Annotated in this window: 12 protein-coding genes, 1 pseudogene and 2 CRISPR repeat arrays; of the genes and pseudogenes, 6 read left to right on the forward strand and 7 right to left on the reverse strand. The window is 66.8% G+C overall.

The genetic code is table 11. From position 1 onward, the window contains the following. Positions 1-20: 20 nt before the first annotated feature. From casB to ACQEU6_RS24490, 6 genes and pseudogenes are all read right to left on the reverse strand, one after another. On the reverse strand, positions 21-641 hold the full coding sequence (casB, locus tag ACQEU6_RS24465; protein ID WP_499335297.1) for a type I-E CRISPR-associated protein Cse2/CasB: 621 nt from the start codon (positions 639-641) through the stop codon (positions 21-23). After that, positions 641-2,323: a type I-E CRISPR-associated protein Cse1/CasA gene (gene casA / locus ACQEU6_RS24470; RefSeq protein WP_499335299.1), complete on the reverse strand. Its 1,683-nt coding sequence runs from the start codon at positions 2,321-2,323 to the stop codon at positions 641-643. The genes casB and casA overlap by 1 nt, the downstream gene beginning before the upstream one ends. Before the next feature lie 263 nt (positions 2,324-2,586). After that, on the reverse strand, positions 2,587-5,469 hold the full coding sequence (gene cas3, locus ACQEU6_RS24475; protein WP_499335300.1) for a CRISPR-associated helicase Cas3': 2,883 nt from the start codon (positions 5,467-5,469) through the stop codon (positions 2,587-2,589). Positions 5,470-5,624: 155 nt separating this feature from the next. Continuing rightward, positions 5,625-7,300: a CRISPR direct-repeat array (repeat unit 28 nt; unit sequence GTCGGCCCCGCGCACGCGGGGATGGTTC). Between the two features lie 154 nt (positions 7,301-7,454). Further along, positions 7,455-7,788: a CRISPR direct-repeat array (repeat unit 28 nt; unit sequence GTCGGCCCCGCGCACGCGGGGATGGTTC). 523 nt (positions 7,789-8,311) lie between these two features. Then, positions 8,312-9,340, reverse strand: a complete 1,029-nt coding sequence (locus ACQEU6_RS24480) for a tyrosine-type recombinase/integrase (RefSeq protein WP_499335301.1) — start codon at positions 9,338-9,340, stop codon at positions 8,312-8,314. 157 nt (positions 9,341-9,497) lie between these two features. Continuing rightward, a pseudogene (locus ACQEU6_RS24485) lies at positions 9,498-9,920 on the reverse strand (hypothetical protein); the annotation flags it as partial. A 50-nt stretch (positions 9,921-9,970) separates the two neighbouring features. Beyond that, entirely contained in the window at positions 9,971-10,096 is a 126-nt protein-coding gene (locus tag ACQEU6_RS24490; protein WP_499335302.1) for a hypothetical protein, read from the reverse strand. A 200-nt stretch (positions 10,097-10,296) separates the two neighbouring features. Between ACQEU6_RS24490 and ACQEU6_RS24495 the strand changes: the two genes are divergently transcribed. From ACQEU6_RS24495 to ACQEU6_RS24510, 4 genes are all read left to right on the forward strand, one after another. Next, complete coding sequence (locus ACQEU6_RS24495; RefSeq protein ID WP_499335303.1) at positions 10,297-12,963, forward strand: tetratricopeptide repeat protein; 2,667 nt, start codon at positions 10,297-10,299, stop codon at positions 12,961-12,963. 324 nt (positions 12,964-13,287) lie between these two features. Further along, on the forward strand, positions 13,288-13,764 hold the full coding sequence (locus ACQEU6_RS24500) for a hypothetical protein (protein ID WP_499335305.1): 477 nt from the start codon (positions 13,288-13,290) through the stop codon (positions 13,762-13,764). A 300-nt stretch (positions 13,765-14,064) separates the two neighbouring features. Continuing rightward, complete coding sequence (locus ACQEU6_RS24505; RefSeq protein ID WP_499335306.1) at positions 14,065-16,512, forward strand: hypothetical protein; 2,448 nt, start codon at positions 14,065-14,067, stop codon at positions 16,510-16,512. Next, a complete protein-coding gene (locus ACQEU6_RS24510) occupies positions 16,509-17,531 on the forward strand; it encodes a hypothetical protein (protein ID WP_499335308.1) in 1,023 nt (340 codons plus the stop codon). Before ACQEU6_RS24505 ends, ACQEU6_RS24510 begins: the two co-directional genes overlap by 4 nt. Positions 17,532-17,675: 144 nt before the next feature. Here the strand turns inward: ACQEU6_RS24510 and ACQEU6_RS24515 are convergent, their stop codons facing one another. After that, the gene (locus ACQEU6_RS24515; RefSeq protein ID WP_499335310.1) at positions 17,676-17,813 is read right to left on the reverse strand and encodes a hypothetical protein; all 138 of its coding nucleotides are present in this window, start codon (positions 17,811-17,813) and stop codon (positions 17,676-17,678) included. A 292-nt stretch (positions 17,814-18,105) separates the two neighbouring features. On the opposite strand from ACQEU6_RS24515, the gene ACQEU6_RS24520 reads away from it, so the two are divergent. After that, entirely contained in the window at positions 18,106-18,375 is a 270-nt protein-coding gene (locus ACQEU6_RS24520; protein WP_499335312.1) for a hypothetical protein, read from the forward strand. Positions 18,376-18,450: 75 nt separating this feature from the next. Next, on the forward strand, positions 18,451-20,316 hold the full coding sequence (locus ACQEU6_RS24525) for a DUF262 domain-containing protein (RefSeq protein WP_499335314.1): 1,866 nt from the start codon (positions 18,451-18,453) through the stop codon (positions 20,314-20,316). Positions 20,317-20,361: the final 45 nt, after the last annotated feature.

The following is a 20,361-nucleotide window of genomic DNA, read 5'->3' on the forward strand; positions in this document are numbered from 1 at the left end:
GAGGTGGCGCGGCTCGCCGGTTAGGACGCGGCGTCGGCGCCGGGCTGTGGGCGTTCGCCGGGTGCGCCGTTGTCGTCGTTCTGAGTCCAGACTTGGTAGTCCATGGCCCAGCGGCGGCGGGCGCGGCGGCGGCCGTCCTCGTAATGCCAGTCCTGGATCAGTTGCATGAGGTCGTCGTAGTCCAGGGGCTGATTGATGACGCGGAGCTGGTCGATGAGGCCGCGCAGCCGCATCAGCAGCGCTGCGGGATTGGTGGTCGTGGCGGCTGCGTTGACGCGCGCGTCCACGGCTTGGGCGCTGAACCGGCCGCTGGCGCGCAGTTGGTTCAGTGCTCTGCCCAGCGGCCACTTCGGATGATGCATCGAGGTGGTCTTGGATTGCTGGTGCAGGCCGTAGAGCGCCAGAGTGGCGTGTTCGGCGCGCTGCTCCACTGATACCTGGTCGCGCTGGGCGAGGTTGTCATCGACTGGGCAGGTGTAGAACCGCCACATGCGCGGGATCTCTCCTGCGGCGCCGCTCAACCCGGCGCGCAGCGCGGCCAGATCCTCGCCCGGCGGGGGGCCAAGCGGACGGCCGGTGCGCGGGTCGCGGGCAAGCCAGCCGCCGTTGGTGTCGACGCGGTTCCAGTAGCGCTGAGTCATCAGTACCCCTCGCGATCAGATGTGGAAGCGGTCTGACGCTCTTCCTTGGTGCGGGGAAGTACGCGGTTGAGCCGCCGGTAGAAGTCCTTCACGGCGATGCCCAAGGGGTAGGCGGCCGCCAGTGTCCCATCGGGTTTGCGGGTCGCGCGACCGGCGAACACGCTCTCGGGGACGGCGGCGTGCACCGAGTCGGCGACCTGCAAAGCCAACCGCCGCGCCTGCTGCTCCCAGGCGAGCTGACCGCGATCGAGAGTTTCGGGATCCTGGAGGTTCTGCAGGCCGCGCAGTAGGCGCCGCATCAGTGGATCCAGCAGGTACAGCAGCCGTTCGCCTGGGCGTTGGCCTTTGTCCCAGGGAATGGGGTCCAGCCCGCTGGCGCGGCGCAGGTCACCCGACAAGTGGTTGAGCGCCTGCGCAAGCTGCTCGGCCTGCTCGGCGGCCTCCAGTACCGCGAAGTGGACGTCGGCGTCGGTGCGCAGCGCGGCGACCGGCAGGGGGGTCAGGTCGTGCAGGACGTCTTCGACGATCGCGGACTGGTTGCCGTAGACCATGCCGAAGGTCTCCGCCCGCAGCGGATACTGATCGTCGATCAGCCCCTCGCCGGAGAGTCCTCTGATCTGGTCGAGCAGCTCACTGGTGTGGAACGACGCGGTGTCGTCGGCCTCCACCGCGAGGAGGGCGTTCATGCCACGCCAGATCGCCTTGCCCGGGGCGTGCCGCAGCGGGCGTTGAAGGGCCGGCTTGGTCGATGTCGACGCCTTCTTGGTGGTCTTCTTCGCGCTCTTCGCCGCGGTGTCGGATCGCCAGGCTGTGTGCGGTTCCCAGTCGGGTGTGAGGGCGAGCCGGTCCCCCGCGGCGACGAGGACACGCGTGACGCGGATACCGTCGGGGGTCTGCTCGGGGATGAGCCGGATTCGGCGCGCCTGCCAGGTCCATAGGTCCAACAGGCCCTGCGCCGCCCGCGACTCCCGTGCCGGCCCGATGCGTCGGGTCCATTGCGGAGTGCCCAGTCGTCCCTGGACTCCGATCGGGGTGTTGAGCAGCAGAGTCTCGTAGAGGTTCCGGCCCACCGGCACGACAACCCCGAGTTGCCCAAGCGGACCGGTGGGGTTGCCGGTCGTCTTGCCCGACTTGACCATGGGGTCGCCAACGGCGCCGGTTTTGATCGCCGCCGTGTCCCAGCAGTGCGCGTGCAGCAGCCATAGCGCCGCCTCGGGCGGTGTGAGCTGCGGAGGGTCGCCTTCGGTCCGGGCAGAGAACAACGGCACGTTGTTGCCGGTCGCCTCCGCTGCGACCAGCAGCCCCGATCCCTTGGTCTCACCTTTGGCCGTATGCAGCTCAGCAACCTGGGCGAAAGGCGTCTCGGGGTGGAACAAGCCGAAGCGGGGCCGGTGCTCGTCCAAGTAATCGTCGAGCTTGTCCAGCTCGGCCGCGCTGAAGCCGCCCTGGGCGAACCTGGCGGCCCATTCCCGACGGTTCGCCGGCACGCCGAGCGCATGGACGACGACCGGCAGAAGAAGCTGCCGCAGCAGCGCCGGCCCCTGCGTGGGCAGGTCAACGACGATCTCGGTGATGTCGCTGGCGCGGTGCAGCGCATCCGCCACCCCCACGGTTTCGGGGGCCTGCGCGTCACCGAACCGCGCGCCTAACCATTCTTCGATCACCAGATCAAACTCCGGCATGAGGAGCCTTTCAATTGGTTTTGTGTAGGACTGGAGCCTAGGTTCGCGCAGGAGTATGGCGCGGCCGGTATGACAGAGTTGGCCGGACGCGGCCTTGTGCTGGACAACGCTGGAGCGCAGATCTCTGGCGACCAGTCACCTCCACTAAGAGGGCCGCGGTCCCTTCGCCCTGCGTCGGCAGGGATGGCTCGTGGTTGTGTGTGAGCTGAACGTTGGCCCTGCGGATGCGGGGAGCGGCGGGACGGCAGCGCCGTCCCGCCCTTTCATCTCCGCGGCCCCTCCACGACCAGTCCGAGCCACTCGTCGTAGCGAACGCTGTGGTCACCGAGTTGTGCCGCGCCGGAGGCGTCCAACACCAGCGCACGGCTGTGGCGCAACCATGGATGATCACGCCAGCCGTCCAACGGGCCCAGCGTGCTCTCGGCCGCATCGGTCAACTTGGCGGGCAGTCGCACCGTCCCGCCGAGCACGTCGTCCAGAACATCGGGCGACGCCACGCCACCCATGCCGAGGCGTCTGCCTGACAGGGCGTGGAACCCCCGCTCGTCCTGGTGCACGAGCACGACCTCGACACTCCGGTCGCCGTCACGCACCACCGCCCGGTGCTGATCCTCCGACAGCCCATCGCGCATCCCACCGCGATGCAGCCCCTCCAGGGTCGGCTGGCAGTGTTCACCGGTCCGCGTGAGCAAGAACGGTTCGGCGCTCTCGGCGCGAGCACGCTGCCGATCCTCCCAGTCGGCCCGCGCCTGCCCTTCGGCCCCGCCCCAGGAACCAGGGACGATCTGGCGGCCAGAGTCATAGACCTCAGCGACCAACTCCGGGACTTGTCTGGGGATCGACCAGGACTCGCCCTCACCGGCGCAGACCAGAGCCGCTGTACGCAACAGTAGATAGCGTCCGTAGATCGCTTCGGCAGCCTGGGGGAACTCAGGCGGTCCATCATCTTGTGGACAGAAACCGGTCACGACCACGGCCGGCCGGGCCATCGCCTCCGGCCGCAGAACACCCTTATGCCGGTGGGTACGGCCGATCCGCTGCAGGAGCAGGTCTATCGGAGCCAAGTCGGTGACCAGTAGATCGGCATCGACATCGAAGGACTGCTCGGCGAGCTGTGTCGCCACCAGGATCATTCGAGAAGGGCGTTGAGACACCTCCGATTGCGGGGGCCCAAGCAGCCGCAGGCACTTCTCGGTGCGGTCAGCCCGGTCGGCTGCGCCGAGCCTCCCATGCAGCAAGTGAACGTCATCACCGAACTCCGCGCGAAGAACCTCGAACGTCGCTTGGGCGCGCGCCACAGTGTTACGGATGACCAAGGCACAGCCGCCATCAGCAAGACGCTCCCGCAACAGCGAGAGGACCTTACTGTCTCCCTCGGATACCTCCCCGGGCGTGGTCCTTTCCTTGGTCACTCGTTCGGGCAGGATCTCGACCTTGACCCGAAGGTCCTCACGCCACGACGAGCAACTCTGAACCAGATACCCCACACTGGCGCCACTCCCCCACGCGGCTGTCACACTCGGGTAACCATCAGGCTCGGGTATTTCCGCAACCTCCGAAGCATCCATCTCTTCGCTGCGGCCCACGCCGGCCAGGTAGGCGGCCACGAGCTCGCGGCGCTGCGCGGGAGGCAGGGTCGCCGACAACAGGATGACCGGCACATGTGCCTGCCCCAACCAGCGCAACCCCTCGGCCAGAAACTGCGACATGTACACGTCGGCAGCGTGGACCTCGTCCAGAATCACGACTTTGCCGGCCAGCCCCGCCATCCGCAGCATCACATGCTTGGTGCGAGTGGCGGCGAACAGCAACTGGTCGATCGTTCCCACAACGAACGGGCTCAGCAGACCGCGCTTGGCGCCCAGAAACCACTCTGCCGGCGCCGAGCGCTCCGCCCAGGTCTCGGCGCAGCACGCACCGTCGGAGACCCCGTAGGGATCATCGAGGCCGAACTCGTCTTCGACGACTCCCGCGAACCGGTTGTCAGCCGCAGGCCCGTGGTCCTGCAATAGCTCTCGCCATTGCTTGTTGAACATCCGCTTGCCATGCAGTAGCGCCACCTGCGAGGCCAGTGAAGGCTCGATCGCCTCAACCCAGGCGCGGACGTGAGTGAACATCGGATCGGCCGTAGCTTGAGTCGGCATACCAACGAAAACACCGTCCAGGCCCCACCTAGCGGCCAGGAATTCCGCAGCCACGAGCGCAGCCTTGGTCTTCCCCTCACCCATGGGCGCCTCGACCACGAGCAAACCAGGGGCATCCATTCGAGCGGCGATGTCCGTGACCATCATCTGCGACGACCGGGGATCCTTCTCAAAGCGCCTGCGGAAGACGCCCTCATCCGGCTGGTCCAGGGCACCCCAGCCCCTTCGCAGCCCCAGGCGCTCCCATGCATCACGAGCACGATCTCGAGCAGCTTCGAAACCGACCCACTCCAACGCATCAACACCCTTGAAATGGTTTTGATCGCTGGCGATCCAATCGGCCATCACCACAAAGCCACTCAACTGCAACTGCAGCGCGCGACTCGGCACACTCACCGGTTCGGCGTCCGCGAGCCCCCCGAGTCCGACGGCCCGCGTCAAGGCGACTAGCAATTCATAGCGCGCCACATCCCACCCAGATCCACTACCACTGAGTTGGCCTCTAGCACGCCGAGGCTCTCCTGCCTCACCAAGGGTCGGAAACCGACCATGATGCCCCGCCACCAGCGGCCACACCCAGTCGACGCTCTCCTGTGACCAGCCAGCCTCCGCAAGGTACTTCCGGATCAAGACCCCGCCGGCCCGATCGTGCCGCCAGCGGTACCGCTGGACCACTCGCTGGTCCCAGGCCATACCCGCGTCCAGCACTCGGGCAGCACCGGCAGCATCCATCTGCTGAAATGCGGGTGTGGCCTTGCCGATGTCATGGATACCGCACATCCAGGCGAACAACTGCCGCCCCTTGCCATCGTCGGCCAAACCATCCAACGCCTGACGAATCGATGGAGACAGGTAATGATCCCAAATAAGCTCGGCCACGGCGGCCGTATCCAAGAGATGTTGCAGCAACAGGTTGGCCCTGCCACCAGCCTTACCCGCACTCTTGCCCCACAGCACCCCAAGCGGATCTTGACCGCTCTGCCCTGGCCCTTCGGTACTCACACGCGCGAAGATAACCGCCCCCACTGACAGAACAGCTTTAAGGACGCCCGACCGACTCGCAGGCCAAGATCATCCCATTGCCAAGAAGGATCATGCCTAGAAACCAACTGAATGAAAACCGACGCTCTCACTGATAGCGTCGCAGGTCAGCAAGGGTCGGCCCCGCGCACGCGGGGATGGTTCGCGGTCCGGGCGGCCGGTCCGGTCTCGGCGGGGGTCGGCCCCGCGCACGCGGGGATGGTTCCCCTGCCTGACCAGCCAGCGCCATGACGTTGACGTCGGCCCCGCGCACGCGGGGATGGTTCTGGCCGCAAGCGTCCCTGAAGCTGATCGAAGACGTCGGCCCCGCGCACGCGGGGATGGTTCGTGCGTCAGGACCAGCCACACCGCCCCGGCCGCGTCGGCCCCGCGCACGCGGGGATGGTTCCGCCGGCAGCATCTGGATCGAACCCACCCCGCAGTCGGCCCCGCGCACGCGGGGATGGTTCCTTCACCATCCACGACGGAGCCACCGTCAGGGTGTCGGCCCCGCGCACGCGGGGATGGTTCGGCCAAGGTCGTGGTCACCGTGACCAAGACGCGGTCGGCCCCGCGCACGCGGGGATGGTTCGTCGTCGTGCAGCCGCCGGATCTCCTCTTGGATGTCGGCCCCGCGCACGCGGGGATGGTTCCACGGCGTCCCACACCACCCCCGCGGTGACGACGTCGGCCCCGCGCACGCGGGGATGGTTCGTGGTGCAGCTCGAACACCGTCTGGCCGGGGCGGTCGGCCCCGCGCACGCGGGGATGGTTCCCCCCTGGCCGCAGACCCCGGGTTCCGCCGTTCGTCGGCCCCGCGCACGCGGGGATGGTTCCCATGATGCAGCTTCCCCCTGCCCTCGCCCAGTGTCGGCCCCGCGCACGCGGGGATGGTTCCAGGACCGGGCGCCCGGCCTCGTGGAGAGCGTGGTCGGCCCCGCGCACGCGGGGATGGTTCGCCGTCGAGTACGCGCTTGAGCACGGCCAGGAGGTCGGCCCCGCGCACGCGGGGATGGTTCCCTCAGCGGCCGACAGCTCGCCGAACTGCTCGGGTCGGCCCCGCGCACGCGGGGATGGTTCGGAGCCCCACAAGCGGCAGGACGCCACGTTCGGGTCGGCCCCGCGCACGCGGGGATGGTTCGTACGTGAACGCGACGGGCACGCAGGAAGGGACGTCGGCCCCGCGCACGCGGGGATGGTTCCTCACTGCCAGTGCCAGCCATGGCACTACCTCCGTCGGCCCCGCGCACGCGGGGATGGTTCCCGTGTCGGTATCCTTGGGTGTTTCCTGCGGAGGTCGGCCCCGCGCACGCGGGGATGGTTCGTACGACAGCCGCGCCATGGACTACCTGTGCGGGTCGGCCCCGCACACGCGGGGATGGTTCCTCGATCCCCGCAGCGGTCAGCGCCGCCGCGGTGTCGGCCCCGCACACGCGGGGATGGTTCCCCTCGAACGTCCGCAGCGCCCCCGACCCCGCGGGCGGCCCCGCGCATGCGGGGATGGTTCGTCCCCGCGAACTGCTGCACACCCAGCTGTTCGGTCGGCCCCGCGCATGCGGGGATGGTTCCCGCCTCCTCGTACCTGCTGATGCTGGTCATCCGTCGGCCCCGCGCATGCAGGGATGGTTCGCGGAACAGCGGCGCTTCGCCGACCCCGACCCCGTCGGCCCCGCGCATGCGGGGATGGTTCCACCTAGCGCGCCGCACGGCCCGCGATGCCGGCGTCGGCCCCGCGCACGCGGGGATGGTTCCCTGAGGGCCCCGGGTGGACCGGCTGGAACCGGGTCGGCCCCGCGCACGCGGGGATGGTTCCAGGGCCGCCTGCCCCAGACGCCGGGCCTTGCGGTCGGCCCCGCGCACGTGTGCGGAGCCGAGTAGGCGCCCACCTGAGGCCACGGGGCTTTCTCAGGACCATCCCCGCGCGGGGATGGTTCCCCATTAGTGCTGGTCGTGACGAGCGCCGAGGAGTCGGCCCCGCGCACGCGGGGATGGTTCGGACATGCAGCAGACCATGCGGCTGATCGACTGGTCGGCCCCGTGCACGCGGGGATGGTTCCCCGATCATCGCCGCGCTGGTCCTGCTGCCCACGTCGGCCCCGCGCACGCGGGGATGGTTCTGAGCTGCCGATCCCGCGCAACCCTGACCAGGCGTCGGCCCCGCGCACGCGGGGATGGTTCCGGGCCCGAACGGACCTTCAACGAGGTGAAAGAGTCGGCCCCGCGTACGCGGGGATGGTTCCACCCCCCGCCGACATGATCCGGCGTCTCGCACAGTCGGCCCCGCGCACGCGGGAAAGGTTCGGTGATTGGCCGGGGAGTGACTCCGTCGGCTGGCGCCGGCGATGCCGAGGATGCTGGCGAATCTTGAACAGGTCGTGTCGGCTCGTTGTCGGCTCGGCGGTTCCGAAACGGTTTGGTGTCCGACGGCATTGAGCGATATAGATATCGGGCTCGGCAGGACAGGCCGACATGCAATGGCACTCAGGACGCAGCCCTGCTTTTAATCCGTAGGTTGTGGGTTCGAGTCCCACGCGACCCACCCAGCTGACCAGGGGAGACACCGTCCACGCCAGCCCCGGCCGCTCCTTCCTGGGGCCGTGCTGAGGCCGTCCTGGGTCCTAGGCGTTCCGGGCACACCCGACACCAGCCCGGCCACTCGCCCGAGCGACGGCTCAGTTCCCCTCCGGGCATGACTGGTCACCGCATCGGCCCTTTGTGGGCGACACGCGAGGCGTATTCAGTTAGCCCCTTCGAAGATCACCGGCGATGGACAAGGGAGCCGAAAGGCTCTAGAAATGCGCAGTTACGGCCTGGCAGCCGGTGTTCAGCGTCGCCGCGGGCGACCTATCTGGCGTGCAGGAGGAGCCGACGAAGCTCCAGGTCGTGACGCCGTCTTCCTGCTGCGGCGGCGTTTCCTGCGGCTGGGTGCGCGGCGGGTCCGGTTGGTGCCCGGAATCACGCCCCGTGCTTTCATCACGTGGGCGGCGGTCTTCTCGGCGGCGCGGTGGGCGACCTCGGGAAGGACGGAGGTGTAGGTGTCGGCGGTGAGCACGATGCTGGAATGACCGAGCATGTCCTGCACCACCTTCAACTCTACCCCGGCCGCTAAGGCGAGCATGGCGGCGCCATGCCGCAGGTCGTGCAGCCGGATCGGTAGCAACCCGTGCTCGGCGATCAACGCGCGGAAGATGCAGCTGAGCCGGTCGGGTCCCAGCGGATCTCCGCTGGGGTTGGTGAAGACGTAGCCGCTGTCCCGATGGCTCTGCTCTGCCTGCTCATGTTCGCTCCGCTGGAGTCTGCGGTGGGCGCGCAAGGCCGAGACGGTGGTGCGGTCCAGGGCGATGACGCGGGCACTGGAGGCGGTCTTGGGCGGGCACGCCGTCAGATGTCCTTGATGCTGCTGGATCTGCTGCGAGATCACCGCGACGCCCTGTTCCAGGTCCACGTCGCACCATCGCAGCCCCGCTGCTTCCCCGCGCCGCAGTCCGCGCAGGGCGATCAGGTGGTAGGCGGCGTAGAGGCGGTGGTCGCCGATGGCGTCGAGGAACTCGGCCGTTTGTACGGCTGTCCACACCGCGACAGGCGGACGCTCGCCCGTCCGCAGCCAGTGCTCGACCCGGGCCGCGGTCCACACGACTGCGCGTGGACGCCGGGCAGGCGGCAGTTCCACCCGGGCCGCTGGATTGTCCGAGATCAGCCCTCGGCGAATGGCGGCGTTGAGGGCGGTGCGCATCGTGGCTCGGATCCGGTTGAGGGTGGCCGCCGTCAACGGCGTTCCTTGGCTCTCGTGGGCGCGGGCAATGCGCGCGAACATCGCCTGCAGGTGTGCGGCCGAAAGCTCGGCCAGCACCACCGTGCCCAGGTACGGGGGCGAGGTAGAGACGGACGTGGCTCGCGTACCCACTGATAGTGGACGCCGTCCCGGTACGCGTAGCCAACCAGTGGGTCAACCACTCCCCTACCGTGACCAGCCCACCGCTCGAGTCTGACGGCGTCCGGAGCTGGGCCAAAGCCTCCTCGGCTGCCTTGCGTGTGGTGAAGCCGCCACGACGGATCCTCCAACGACGGCCATCAGCGCCGATCGGCAACTCCAGCCGCAGATACCAGCTCCCGTGCCGTCGGCCGTTCGCGAGTTTCGGACAGCGGTCGCCCCAGGCCTTCCCCGTCCGCGGTTCCAGGCACCCACACCGTCGGTAGATCCCACCGACACTCTCGGTAATCGCAATGCACGGTTCGTACACCAGGACAAGCTGGATCGTCGGGCGCTTCTTGCTACACGCCCTCTTCAAGACGGCCTTGCCAGGAGGAACACCGTGATGGTTCTCCTCCTGGCAGAGACCCACGCTGGTTTGGTGAGCTTGACCGAACCCGGTGGACTCCAACTGGTCCACCGGCCCCTGCCCTGTCCTGGATGTCTGGAATCCTCTGCACACCCTTGGTGGTATGCAGAGGATTCACCGTGTTTTTGGGTGACTACGAGGCTTTACATATGGGTGATCCACCAGATGGCCAGCTGAGTGGGGGCACAGCCGGCGGCGGTGGCGCCGACGCGGACGGCGGTCTGGACGGCGATGCGGACCAGGTGGCGCAGGAACGTGCGGTCGAACATTAGGTCCCCTTCGAGGGTTCGCGGCCGTGCTGGGTGCGTGGCCGTTCTCCGTCGATGGGGCCAGTCCGGGAGGTTTTCCGGTTCCGTTCCGCGCTGACACTGGCACGGGGGAGGCTGGTGGCCTCGGCACGGGGAATGGGCCGGGGTTATCCGGATGGTTCCGGTCCGGATCTGGTAGCCGCTAAAGGGGGTAGAGGGTCGTGGGCGATCCGCTGGATGCCACTGGAATGTGGGCGCGGGCGCTACGGGCGCTGTGGGAGGCGGCGGGCAGACCAACCGGCGCGGCGATCATCCGGCAGGCCGCCGCGCAGAACCCACCGGTGAAGGTGACCACGTCATCGTGGAGCGACTGGTACAACGGCAAGAACGTGCCCTCCAAGGCCGGGACCGCACAATGGCTGGTGGGGTTCCTGAGGGGCAGGGCCTACCGGAAGACGCCGGGGTTCGTGACCGAGCCCGATGACTGGTGGGATCGGGTGTGGAAGCGAGCCCAAGTTGAACGGCAGCGCCGGGGAGGCCGGCCGCCCAAGCCGTACCCCCTGCATTCCGAGGAAGTGGGAGAACAGGTCCGGGTCGGGGTTATGCCGCGGCCAGCCGATTGTTTCCAGGACCGGGAAGTGGCTAGTCGGTTGGAGCAGGCAGCGGAGGCTGACGGCGCGGTGACGCTGCGCCAGGCTGCCGCTCGATCGGCGGCCCACCTGCTGGCGGGGACGGGCGGGGTGGGCAAGACCCAGCTAGCCGCCGCCTATGCCCGCCGTGCCTGGGAACGGGGGGTAGAGGTGCTGGTGTGGGTGAACACCGCCACCCGCGACGGGGTGATCTCCGCCTACGCCGACGCCGCGCTGCGGCTGAATCTACCGCTTGCCGACCCGGATGATCCCGAGCAAGCAGCGCGGGAGTTCTTGACATGGGCGGAGACCACCGGACGACGCTGGTTAGTGGTGCTGGACGATGTTCAGGCACAGGGAGATCTGCGAGGGTGGTGGCCACCGACCTCGGCTGCGGGAAGGACGTTGGTGACCACCCGCCGCCGGGATCTCGCCCCGCCCGGGCTGCGGCCGACCATGGTCGAGATCGGGCTGTTCACCCCCGGAGAGGCCGATGCCTATTTGTGTGCCAAGCTCGGCGCACTGGCCGCCGACGACCAGGAGCGAACTGCGCTGATCGATGACCTCGGTCGCCTGCCGCTGGCATTGGCTCAGGCCGCCGCCTACATGGTGCAACAGGATCTGGAGTGTGGCCGCTACCGTCGGCTGCTCGCCGAGCGGCTGCTCGCGGACGCTGTTCCCGAACCCGACGACCTCCTAGACGACCAACACCAGATCGTGTCTGCAGTTTGGGAGATCTCCGTCGCCCGAGCCGGCCAGGCCCGCCCAGCGGGCCTGGCCCGGCCCCTCCTGCAACTGACCAGCGTCCTGGATCCCAACGGAATCCCTGCCGGTTTGTTGACCAGCCAACCCGCCCGCGAGTACCTGGCCACCTACCTGCCCCCGCAGCAGACCACAGTCGAACCCGACATAGTGGATCAAGCACTACGGTTACTGCACCGCTACAGCCTCATCGACCACGACCGCACCGCTGCGCACCGTGAAATCCGCGTTCACCAACTCGTCCAGCGCGCCACCCGCGAAGACAAGATCCTCACCGAGGACGAGGGCTCGTATACCGCTCTCATCGAGACCGCCGCCGACGCTCTGCTGGCCAACTGGCCCGAGAGTGAAGGTGACCACCTCTGCCAGGTCTTGCGCGCCAACACCATCGTCCTCCGGGAAGCCGCTGAAACAACGCCCCTGGTATTTGCCAGCGACGGACTGCATCCACTTCTGTTCCACGCGATCACAAGCCTGGGTGAAATCGGCCAAGTCCACGCGGCCATCAGCGCATACGCTGACCTGGCATCCAGCAGCAGTCAGCATCTGGGCGCTGACCATCCCCACACCTTGGCCGCGCACAACAATCTGGCGGCCTGGCGAGGTGAGGCGGGGGACGCGGCCGGCGCCGCCGAAGCTTACGAACAGCATCTTTACGACTTTGAGCAGGTGCTGGGTCCGGACCACCCCGAAACATTGGCCACGCGAGGCAACTTGGCGCGCTGGAGGGGTGCGGCGGGGAACGCGGCCCGTGCCATCGCCGACTACGAGCAACTTCTCCCCGACGTTGAGCGGGTACTGGATCCCGATCACCTCTACACCCTAACCACTCGCCAGCACCTGGCGCAGTGGAGGGGCGAGGAGGGCGACGTGGTCGGTGCCCTTGCCGAGCACGAGCAACTGCTGCCGGACTTCGAGCGGGTATTGGGTCCGCACCATCCCCATACCCTGACCATCCGTCAAAATTTGGCACGCTGGAGGGGTTTAGCGGGAGACACGGCCGGTGCCGTTGCCGACTACGAGCAACTCCTCACCGATCGGATGCGGCTACTGAAGCCCGACCACCCCGACATCCTGACCGCACGCGGTGAACTGGCGTTCGTGCGCGCCGAGGCACGAAAACCAGCCGATGCCATCGCCGCATACGAACTGCTTCTGCCTGATTTTGAGCGGGTGCTGGGGCCCGACCACCCTGAAACGTTGTCCATCCGCGCTAACCTGGCGTTCCTGCGGGGCGAGATGGGAGACGCGGCCGGTGCCGCCGCCGATTATGAGTCGCTCCTAACCGATCAGTTGCGGGTGCTGGGGCCAGATCACCACAAAACCCTGACCACCCGCGTCAACCTGGCGTCCTGGCGGGGTGAGGCAGGGGATGTGACGGTCACGGTCGCCGCCTTCGAGGAGTTGCTGCCTGACTTGGTGCGGGTGCTGGGACCCGATCACTGGGGAACCCTGGCCGCCCGCGCCAACCTGGCGTACTGGCGGGGGCTGAAGTAGTCCGAATTGCATCAACGCACCGCCCGAGCGGCGGGGCACCTCCTGAGGCACTCTGAGGCATTTCAGAATCGAGATCGCTCTCCGCAACCTTCCAGGCCCCCTCTGAACACCCGCTATCCCTTGGTAACGCCTTCGCGAAAAAACTCCGGGGATTCTGTAGTTCAGTGCGTTCCCAGGCATGAACGTCAGGCCGTACGCCGTGGCGGCGCAACGTCGGGCTGCAGGCCACCCGGGCTGGGGGCACCTCGAGACCCACGCCGTCCGCCCTGGGCCACTTCGGACAGCCCAGGGGCGCCGGCGGTGGGCGCGCCGTACGCTTTCCGGATGGCAATCGACTGGGGTGACGCCCCCGCGTGGGCGGCGCTGGCGCTATCGGTTGGCTCGTTCGGCATCGCCACCTGGGCAGCCGCAGAGTCCCGCAAGTCGCGAAAGGCCACTGAGGAGAGCGCGGATGCTGCGATGCGTTCAGCCGTGGCCGCGGAGAGGTCGCACGAACTCGCAGAACAGCAGTACCGCGACTCGCTTCCACCACCAGTGAAACTGGTTGTCCTGCCCCTGCGGAAGGACCACTACCAGCTGGCCAACCACGGCACCGAGACCGCGACAGGCGTCACGGTCGACCGCAGCAACCTGGAGGGCCTGTTGGTACACGGCTCAGAGCCTCCGGAGAACGCCACCATCCACCCAAAGTGCACCCTGACGTTCAGTCTGGCTCCTGACTTCGATTACCAGGCGCCCAACGAAGTGTGGGTGACATGGGACGGCCACCCCGAACCACAGGCTTTACCTCTCCCAGAGTAACGGGGCCCCGGCGGTTGCGTCGCGGCGAACTCACGGCGGCCTACTGCGGAGCGATCCGCCGGCAACAGTATCGGCGGGGAAAGCGTATGCACCTACCGGCCGCGCCGAGCTGGTTAATCCACACCCCTCCCACAGGGAACCGGGATCGCCGCGACCGTACCCGCCGTGGCACTGGTCGTCGCGCCGGACGGGACGGGCAATCCTGCTCGGTGAGTTACTCCGGCGCTTCGCCATGAGACGCTACCTTCCGATATCGGCCAACATGTTCCGCCACGCATACTGTTCCTTTAACCTTCAACCGTGCCTGCAATCGATGACGTACTAAGCACTGTCGGGGAGCTCGTCCGGGCTGTTCGGCTCGACGAAGCACAGGCGAAGCTCGCCGAACTGATCCAGAACATGCCGCCAGCCGAGCTACGCGACAACGAGAATCGATTGCGAATGTCGATTGGGGGCTTCCTGCCCAAGCGGCGAAAGGCCCTGACTGGGCTATTGGAGGGGCGGATGAGGGCGCCGGCGCCCGTGGCCCCCGCGCGGCTCGCACCACCACCCGGCCGCGCCGCTGCTCCGTTGTCACCCCCGGGCACGGCTAACGGAAGCGTCGAGGGCCGTACGATCCAGGCGGTCAACGACAAGCTGGCGGAGTTCGCGAACTCGCTTAGCCTGTTGAGCCAGCACCACATCTTCCAGTGGTCCACGCATTACCGACAGCAGATGTCCCGGTATTTCAACTGGTTCTTCGATGTCTCCGATAACGTCACGCTCGGACGGGACGTCGGTCGGCTGCTCAGCCATCACTCCGTGGAGATCTTCCAGAAAGGCTTCCATTACCTGGATGAGCAGGGCGAGCAGGAGGACTATGCGATCGCGAAGTCGATAAACGGCTTGCAGGCCTTTCTCGACCTGCCTATCGAGTTCTACTCGGCGGAGCTGCCCCTGGCGAACGACGTCCGTACCGCCCGGCGGCTGCGCGCCCTGACCTCCGCAATGCTGCTCGGCATTCTCGACGGCTACAGCGAGGTCCGGTTCGGCGGCGTCCACGGAGGCCAGGTCCTGCCCCGGCGGGGACGGAGCTGGGCCCACACGCTGGCCTTCCTCACGGCAGGGGACCTTCAGACTCTGATCGAGAAGATCGAGACTGGCGAGTTCCGCGACGGCGTCATCCGCAACGTCGTCCCGCTGGTAGAGGCGATGGATCTGCTCGGTACGGGCCGCACGCACGCCCCGTACCCGGCGCTGTCGCAGCTCCTGTGGTCGCGGTCGGTACGGCGCCTGGAAGTCGCGCTTCGCCCCTCGTCGCTGGCGTCCGACCCGCAGCTGATCCAAATCCATTGCAACTTCGACTTCGTCGACCGGGCGGTGCTGGACGAGGCCGACAAGAGCAACGTCGCGCTCGTCATCGGACCTGCCCGCGGCGACCTGCGCACGTTTATCGACAACATCCGCGACCTCGAACGCATCACCGTCTTCACCGAGAGCGACCCCGCCACCACCGAGACGGCACGCGAGGCGATCTTGTCGATCCTCACGTACAACGCCTACCGCAAGGGCACCCGTACGGTGCGGAGCCAGCCGCTCCAGTACAACTACGCGCGCGAGTTTCCCCTCGACTTCCCATCCCTGACCCGCTACAACCGCGTCTACCGGCAAAGCGTCCAGGACCTGCTGCGCGCGTTCGACCGCAGGAACGGCGTCCGACTCTGGTGCAGCGTCCGCAGGAGCGGCAAGACCACCGCGGGCTTCGACCTCGGCTCGACCACGGGCCGGTCGGCCGTCATCACCCAGACCTGCGACAGCACCGGCGGGTCCGCAGAGGACGGGGCGTTCTTCATCGGGGTGACGGATGCTCTGGAAGCGGGCAGGCGAATCCCGCCGACCTTCTTGTCCGACCTCATCGCCCGCTGCGCGGTGTCCCGACCCGGCGACGGCGACCGCGTCGTCTTCGTGCTGGACGAGTACGAGACCCTTTTCGGAGAGTTCCGCCGGTTCCTGCGCATCGAACCGGACATCAGGTACCCGGTCATACAGCCGCTGCTGAACCAGATGGTGAAGTTCAGCGCAGACAACCTGCTCGTTTTCATGGGGCAGCAGCCCGACGCGCATTTCATCCTCATGGACCAGAACCAGCTCAGCCCCTATGTCAAGCAGGATCCCTTCCCGCTGTTCTTCCACGAGCATGGCGACGCCAACGAGGAGTTCACCCAGTTCGTCGCCAGGGTTCTGGCCCACAAGGTGGAGTTCGAGCCCTCCTTCGCCGATGGACTCTTCCAGGAAACCTCCGGGCACCCCTTCCTAACGGTCAAGCTACTCATCGATCTCATGGACTGGCTGATTGAAAGCGGCCGTCCGGCGGCGACGTTGCGCCTCGCTGGCGAGGACATGCGGGAGTTCGCCGAACGGCGGCTGAGCAGGACGTGGATCAACAGCGTGAAGGAGTACGACTTCTTCCGGCACGCCGCGGAGGAGGCGATGGGAAGCCGCGGGCGCGGGCACACGCAGTGGCTACACGCTGTCTACACCTGCCTGCACAGGCTCGGCCGGTCGTCGCCCGGCAGCCTGACCTGCACGCGCGGCGACTTCCGGACGATTGTTGAGGAGATGGGCGGCCGGATGGAGGAACAGGCCGACCGGCTACTCATCAACGGCAAGCGCAGCAATTTCTTCGACTTCGACGACGACGAGGTCCGGCCCAGGATCCCGCTGCTGTGCCGCATCGCCGCCGCCTCACACCCCCGGACCGACGCGTGAGCCCCCGGGACCAGGCAGTGCAGCCAACCCGGCTTGCCGAAGAGGTAGTGCGCAGACGCCGCGGTTCGACCGCCGACCTAGGCGCCTACTGGTACCAGGCGACGGGCAGCCGCGACGACTTCGCAGGCAAGCTGCGAGCCGAGCTCGCCGAACACCCGGTCATCGTCCTGGTGGTCCGCAGCAACGGCTTCACGGTCGCCAACAGCCTCCTCAACGACTTCGTGGCCCTCCTGCACCAAAACCGGACCGCCTGCGAGGAAAAGCTCCAAGCGGCCGACGGGCGGGTCGACGTCATCCTCATCGCCAGGAGCGAGCTGGCCGTGCCGCAGATCTCGTCCCCGGTCCGGCTGCCGGAGTGGTGGCCCGGCGCCGGCCGGGAGATCATGGTCGAGATCGAAGACCTGACCTGGAAAGTGGAGGCGTCGCTCGACAGCGCGGAGAACGCGATCCCAGAGATCTGCGAGCGGCTCTACTACGCCGAGGAAGAGCTGCTCCGACGCCTCTGCGAGGTGCATGCCGTGGATCCGGCCGGGCTGGCGCTGCTGGTCCGGGTGCTCGACCGGGAGCGCGAACGGCAATGCGCGGACGACTTCCTCTCGGCCGCGCGCGCCGCACGAGCCAAGGTGCGCAGCGCGCAGGCGTTCCGGCCCAGCATGCGGGAACGCGAATCGCTGGTGGCACGCCTGTGGACCGCCCTCCGGCAGACCAGGCCGGACGAGCTGCACCAAGTGGCGGACGGACTATGCGCCGCGCTCGCCCTGCCGGACGAATTCGTTCCCGAACGGCGGGAGAGCATCATCGGCCTGCTCGTCGGCCCCACCAGCAGGCGGCCGCCTGAAGGCCGCCGCTTCGCGCTGAACGTCCTCTACACGGTTGGCGCCGCCTGCCAGTTCGTCACCGCCTCCAAGCACGCCGACGTCCATCCCTCCTACCCCCTCCCGCTGACAAGGTCCCTCTCCTATGACCTGCGCCGATCCCTCGACTCCATCATCGAGACACTGGATGCACCGGCGTTTTGATCGCCGACGCAAGCAGTCTTACCGTGAGCGAACTCGACGAGCGCCTCGAGCAGGCGATCGGAGCACGCGGCCGAAGGGCCCTGGACCGCGCTGCGCTTTCCGAAAACTTCGTCCGCTCAGGTCAAGCAGCGTGTACCGGTGCCCTTACGCGGCGGTCTCGGCCTGCTGCCGGTCCTGGTGCGCCCGCAGCGCACCGATCGTGGTGCGGTCCAGCGCGATGACGCGGGCACTCTGCGCGGTCTTGGGCCGGGACGCCGTCAGGCGGCCGTTCCACCGCTGCAACTTGCTGGCAGATGGTCGCGGTGCCGTGCTCCAGGTCCACATCCACCCACTGCAGCCCCACCGCCTCACCGCGCCTCGGCCCCCGCAGCGTTGGAAATCGCTCACCTGTCCGGCCATTCGGATCAGCAGTCGACGTTGTGTTGCGCATGGCCGGTGTGGGCGCGGCTCCGGGTAATGATCGCGTTGACGCTCCCGGCGTTCGTGCGACCTCCGAACGGCGGCTTGGCGGGCCGAATCATCCTGTTCCGCGCGCGGAGGGGTTGTGTGGGACAGGAGGTCAGAGGGCAACTCGATGTCGATGATCACGGCCAACTGGTATCTCCCTCTGGCTACCTCTTTGATCTCGACCTTTCCGGTCATCCGTTTCTCCGATCGTCGCGTCCTAGAGCCCGAACGTAATACCGCTGGCCCACACGGGTTGCAGAGATGGGTGATCCTTGAACGAGCAATTGTCAGGCGGCATGGCGACGAGTCGGCGATGCACCGGCTGCGCTTCATCCAGAGCACGGCGACGGCAGCTGAACCGAGCGACCACGGCGGCTCAAAGATCGACACAGGGTAGACCAGTTTCCTCCGTTCGCCGCCTACAACTGTCAGTGTCTACCGGTACCGTCTCTCAAGGGAGGAGGAGACCTGCATGGTCGATGCGACTAACAGGATCGACGGGAGGCCCCGAAGCGTTCGCGGCCTGCTCGAAGGCAACAAGTACAGGCTGGATTATTATCAGCGCGAGTACGCGTGGGGACGTAAGCAGATCGCCGAGCTCATCGAGGACCTCGAAGCCAAGTTCCGCGCCAGCTACGACGAGTCTCACGAGCGCTCAGAGGTCGAAGACTACCCTCAGTACTTCCTCGGCTCGGTCATCATCAGCCACAGGGAGAAGAAGCGGTACATCGTCGATGGCCAGCAGCGACTTACGTCGCTTACCCTGCTCCTCGTCCACCTGTACCACCTGGCCAAGGACGTGGACGGCGTGACGCCGGTCACCAACCTGATCTTCTCTGAGAGGTTCGGCAAGCGCTCCTTCAATCTCGAGGTCGATGTCGAGGATCGCGAGCAGGCGATGGAAGCCCTGTTCAAGGGGGTCGCCTTCGAGACCCATAGCGACTCGCCGTCGGTTCGGACGCTGCTCGCACGTTACGAGGACATCAAGGAACTCTTCCCCGATACCCTCACCGGCCATGCCTTGCCGTACTTCGTCGACTGGCTGCTCGACAACGTCTCGCTGATCGAGATCACCGCCTACAACGACGACGACGCCTACACGATCTTCGAGACCATGAACGACCGGGGGCTGTCGCTCACCCCGACCGACATGCTCAAGGGTTTCCTGCTAGCCCACATCAACGGCGACGACGAGAAGGCGAAGGCTGACGCGACCTGGAAGAAGACCGTCGAGCGGCTCGTCCAGCAAGGCGGCAAGGACACCGCCGCCGACTTCATCAAGGCATGGCTGCGGGCCAGGTACGCCACCAGCATCCGTGAGCGCAAGAAGGACGCCGTCCCGCGCGACTGGGACCGGATCGGCACTGAATTCCACAACTGGCTCCGCAACAACCGCGAGGCCGCCGGGCTGACGTCGTCGGCTCCCGCCGCCGAGTTCACCCAGCCGTACGCCGAGTTCATCCACAGCCACTTCGCCGGCTACAGCAGGCATTACCTGAGCATCCTGGACGCGACAATGAATCCGGTCCCAGGCCGGGAAGCGATCTACTACAACGCACACAACGACTTCACGCTGCAGTTTCCGCTGATTTTGGCGCCGATCGAGATCATCGACAGTGCCGCCGAAGTCGACAGGAAGATGCGTCTGGTAGCGGACTTCCTCGACATCTACTGCGCCCGCCGCGTGGTCAACTACCGCCAGATCGGCTATTCGGCGATGTCGTACACGATGTTCAACCTGCTCCGCGAGATCCGGGGCTTGAGCGTCGAGCAACTCGCCACGACCCTCAAGAGGCGCCTGCAGGACCAGCCTGAGTCCTTCGCCGGGATCAGCGACTACAGGTTGCACCAGATGAACCGTCCGCAGGTCCGCTACATCCTCGCCCGGCTCACCGCACACGTCGAGGCCGAATGCGGAGTCGAGTCCGACTTCGTCACCTACGTCTCCGGTAAGATCAAGAAACCATTCGAGATCGAACATATCTGGGCCGACGACTATCAGAGGTTCAAGGACGTGTTCGCCTCACCCCAGGACTTCTCTCTCACTCGTAACCGGCTCGGCGGCCTCATCCTCCTCCCCCGTGGGTTCAACCAGTCCCTGGGAGCGAACGACTACAAGGACAAGGTCGGCCACTACTATGGTCAGAACCTGCTCGCGAAGACTCTGTCGCCGCAGTGCTACCAGAACAATCCCAGTTTTATCGCGTACACCACTAACAGTGGCCTGCCGTTCAAACCATACGAGGGAGAGTTCACTAAGGACGCCCTGGGAGAGCGGCAGGATCTTTACCAGCGCATTGCCGAACAGGTCTGGAGTCCGTGCAGGCTCGACGTATAGACGATCGACGTCATCGCCCAGGTAGCGGGCCAAGCGCAGCCGTCC

This window comes from Spirillospora sp. CA-108201, from assembly GCF_050936235.1.
Lineage (GTDB): Bacteria > Actinomycetota > Actinomycetes > Streptosporangiales > Streptosporangiaceae > Spirillospora.

Bases quoted from the DNA above. Each gene is read 5' to 3' on its own strand.
- ACQEU6_RS24500 (WP_499335305.1), top strand. From the start codon at position 13,288: ATGGCAATCGACTGGGGTGACGCCCCCGCGTGGGCGGCGCTGGCGCTA.
- casB (WP_499335297.1), bottom strand. From the start codon at position 641: ATGACTCAGCGCTACTGGAACCGCGTCGACACCAACGGCGGCTGGCTT.
- casA (WP_499335299.1), bottom strand. From the start codon at position 2,323: ATGCCGGAGTTTGATCTGGTGATCGAAGAATGGTTAGGCGCGCGGTTC.
- ACQEU6_RS24525 (WP_499335314.1), top strand. From the start codon at position 18,451: ATGGTCGATGCGACTAACAGGATCGACGGGAGGCCCCGAAGCGTTCGC.
- ACQEU6_RS24520 (WP_499335312.1), top strand. From the start codon at position 18,106: ATGTCGATGATCACGGCCAACTGGTATCTCCCTCTGGCTACCTCTTTG.
- ACQEU6_RS24490 (WP_499335302.1), bottom strand. From the start codon at position 10,096: ATGTTCGACCGCACGTTCCTGCGCCACCTGGTCCGCATCGCCGTCCAG.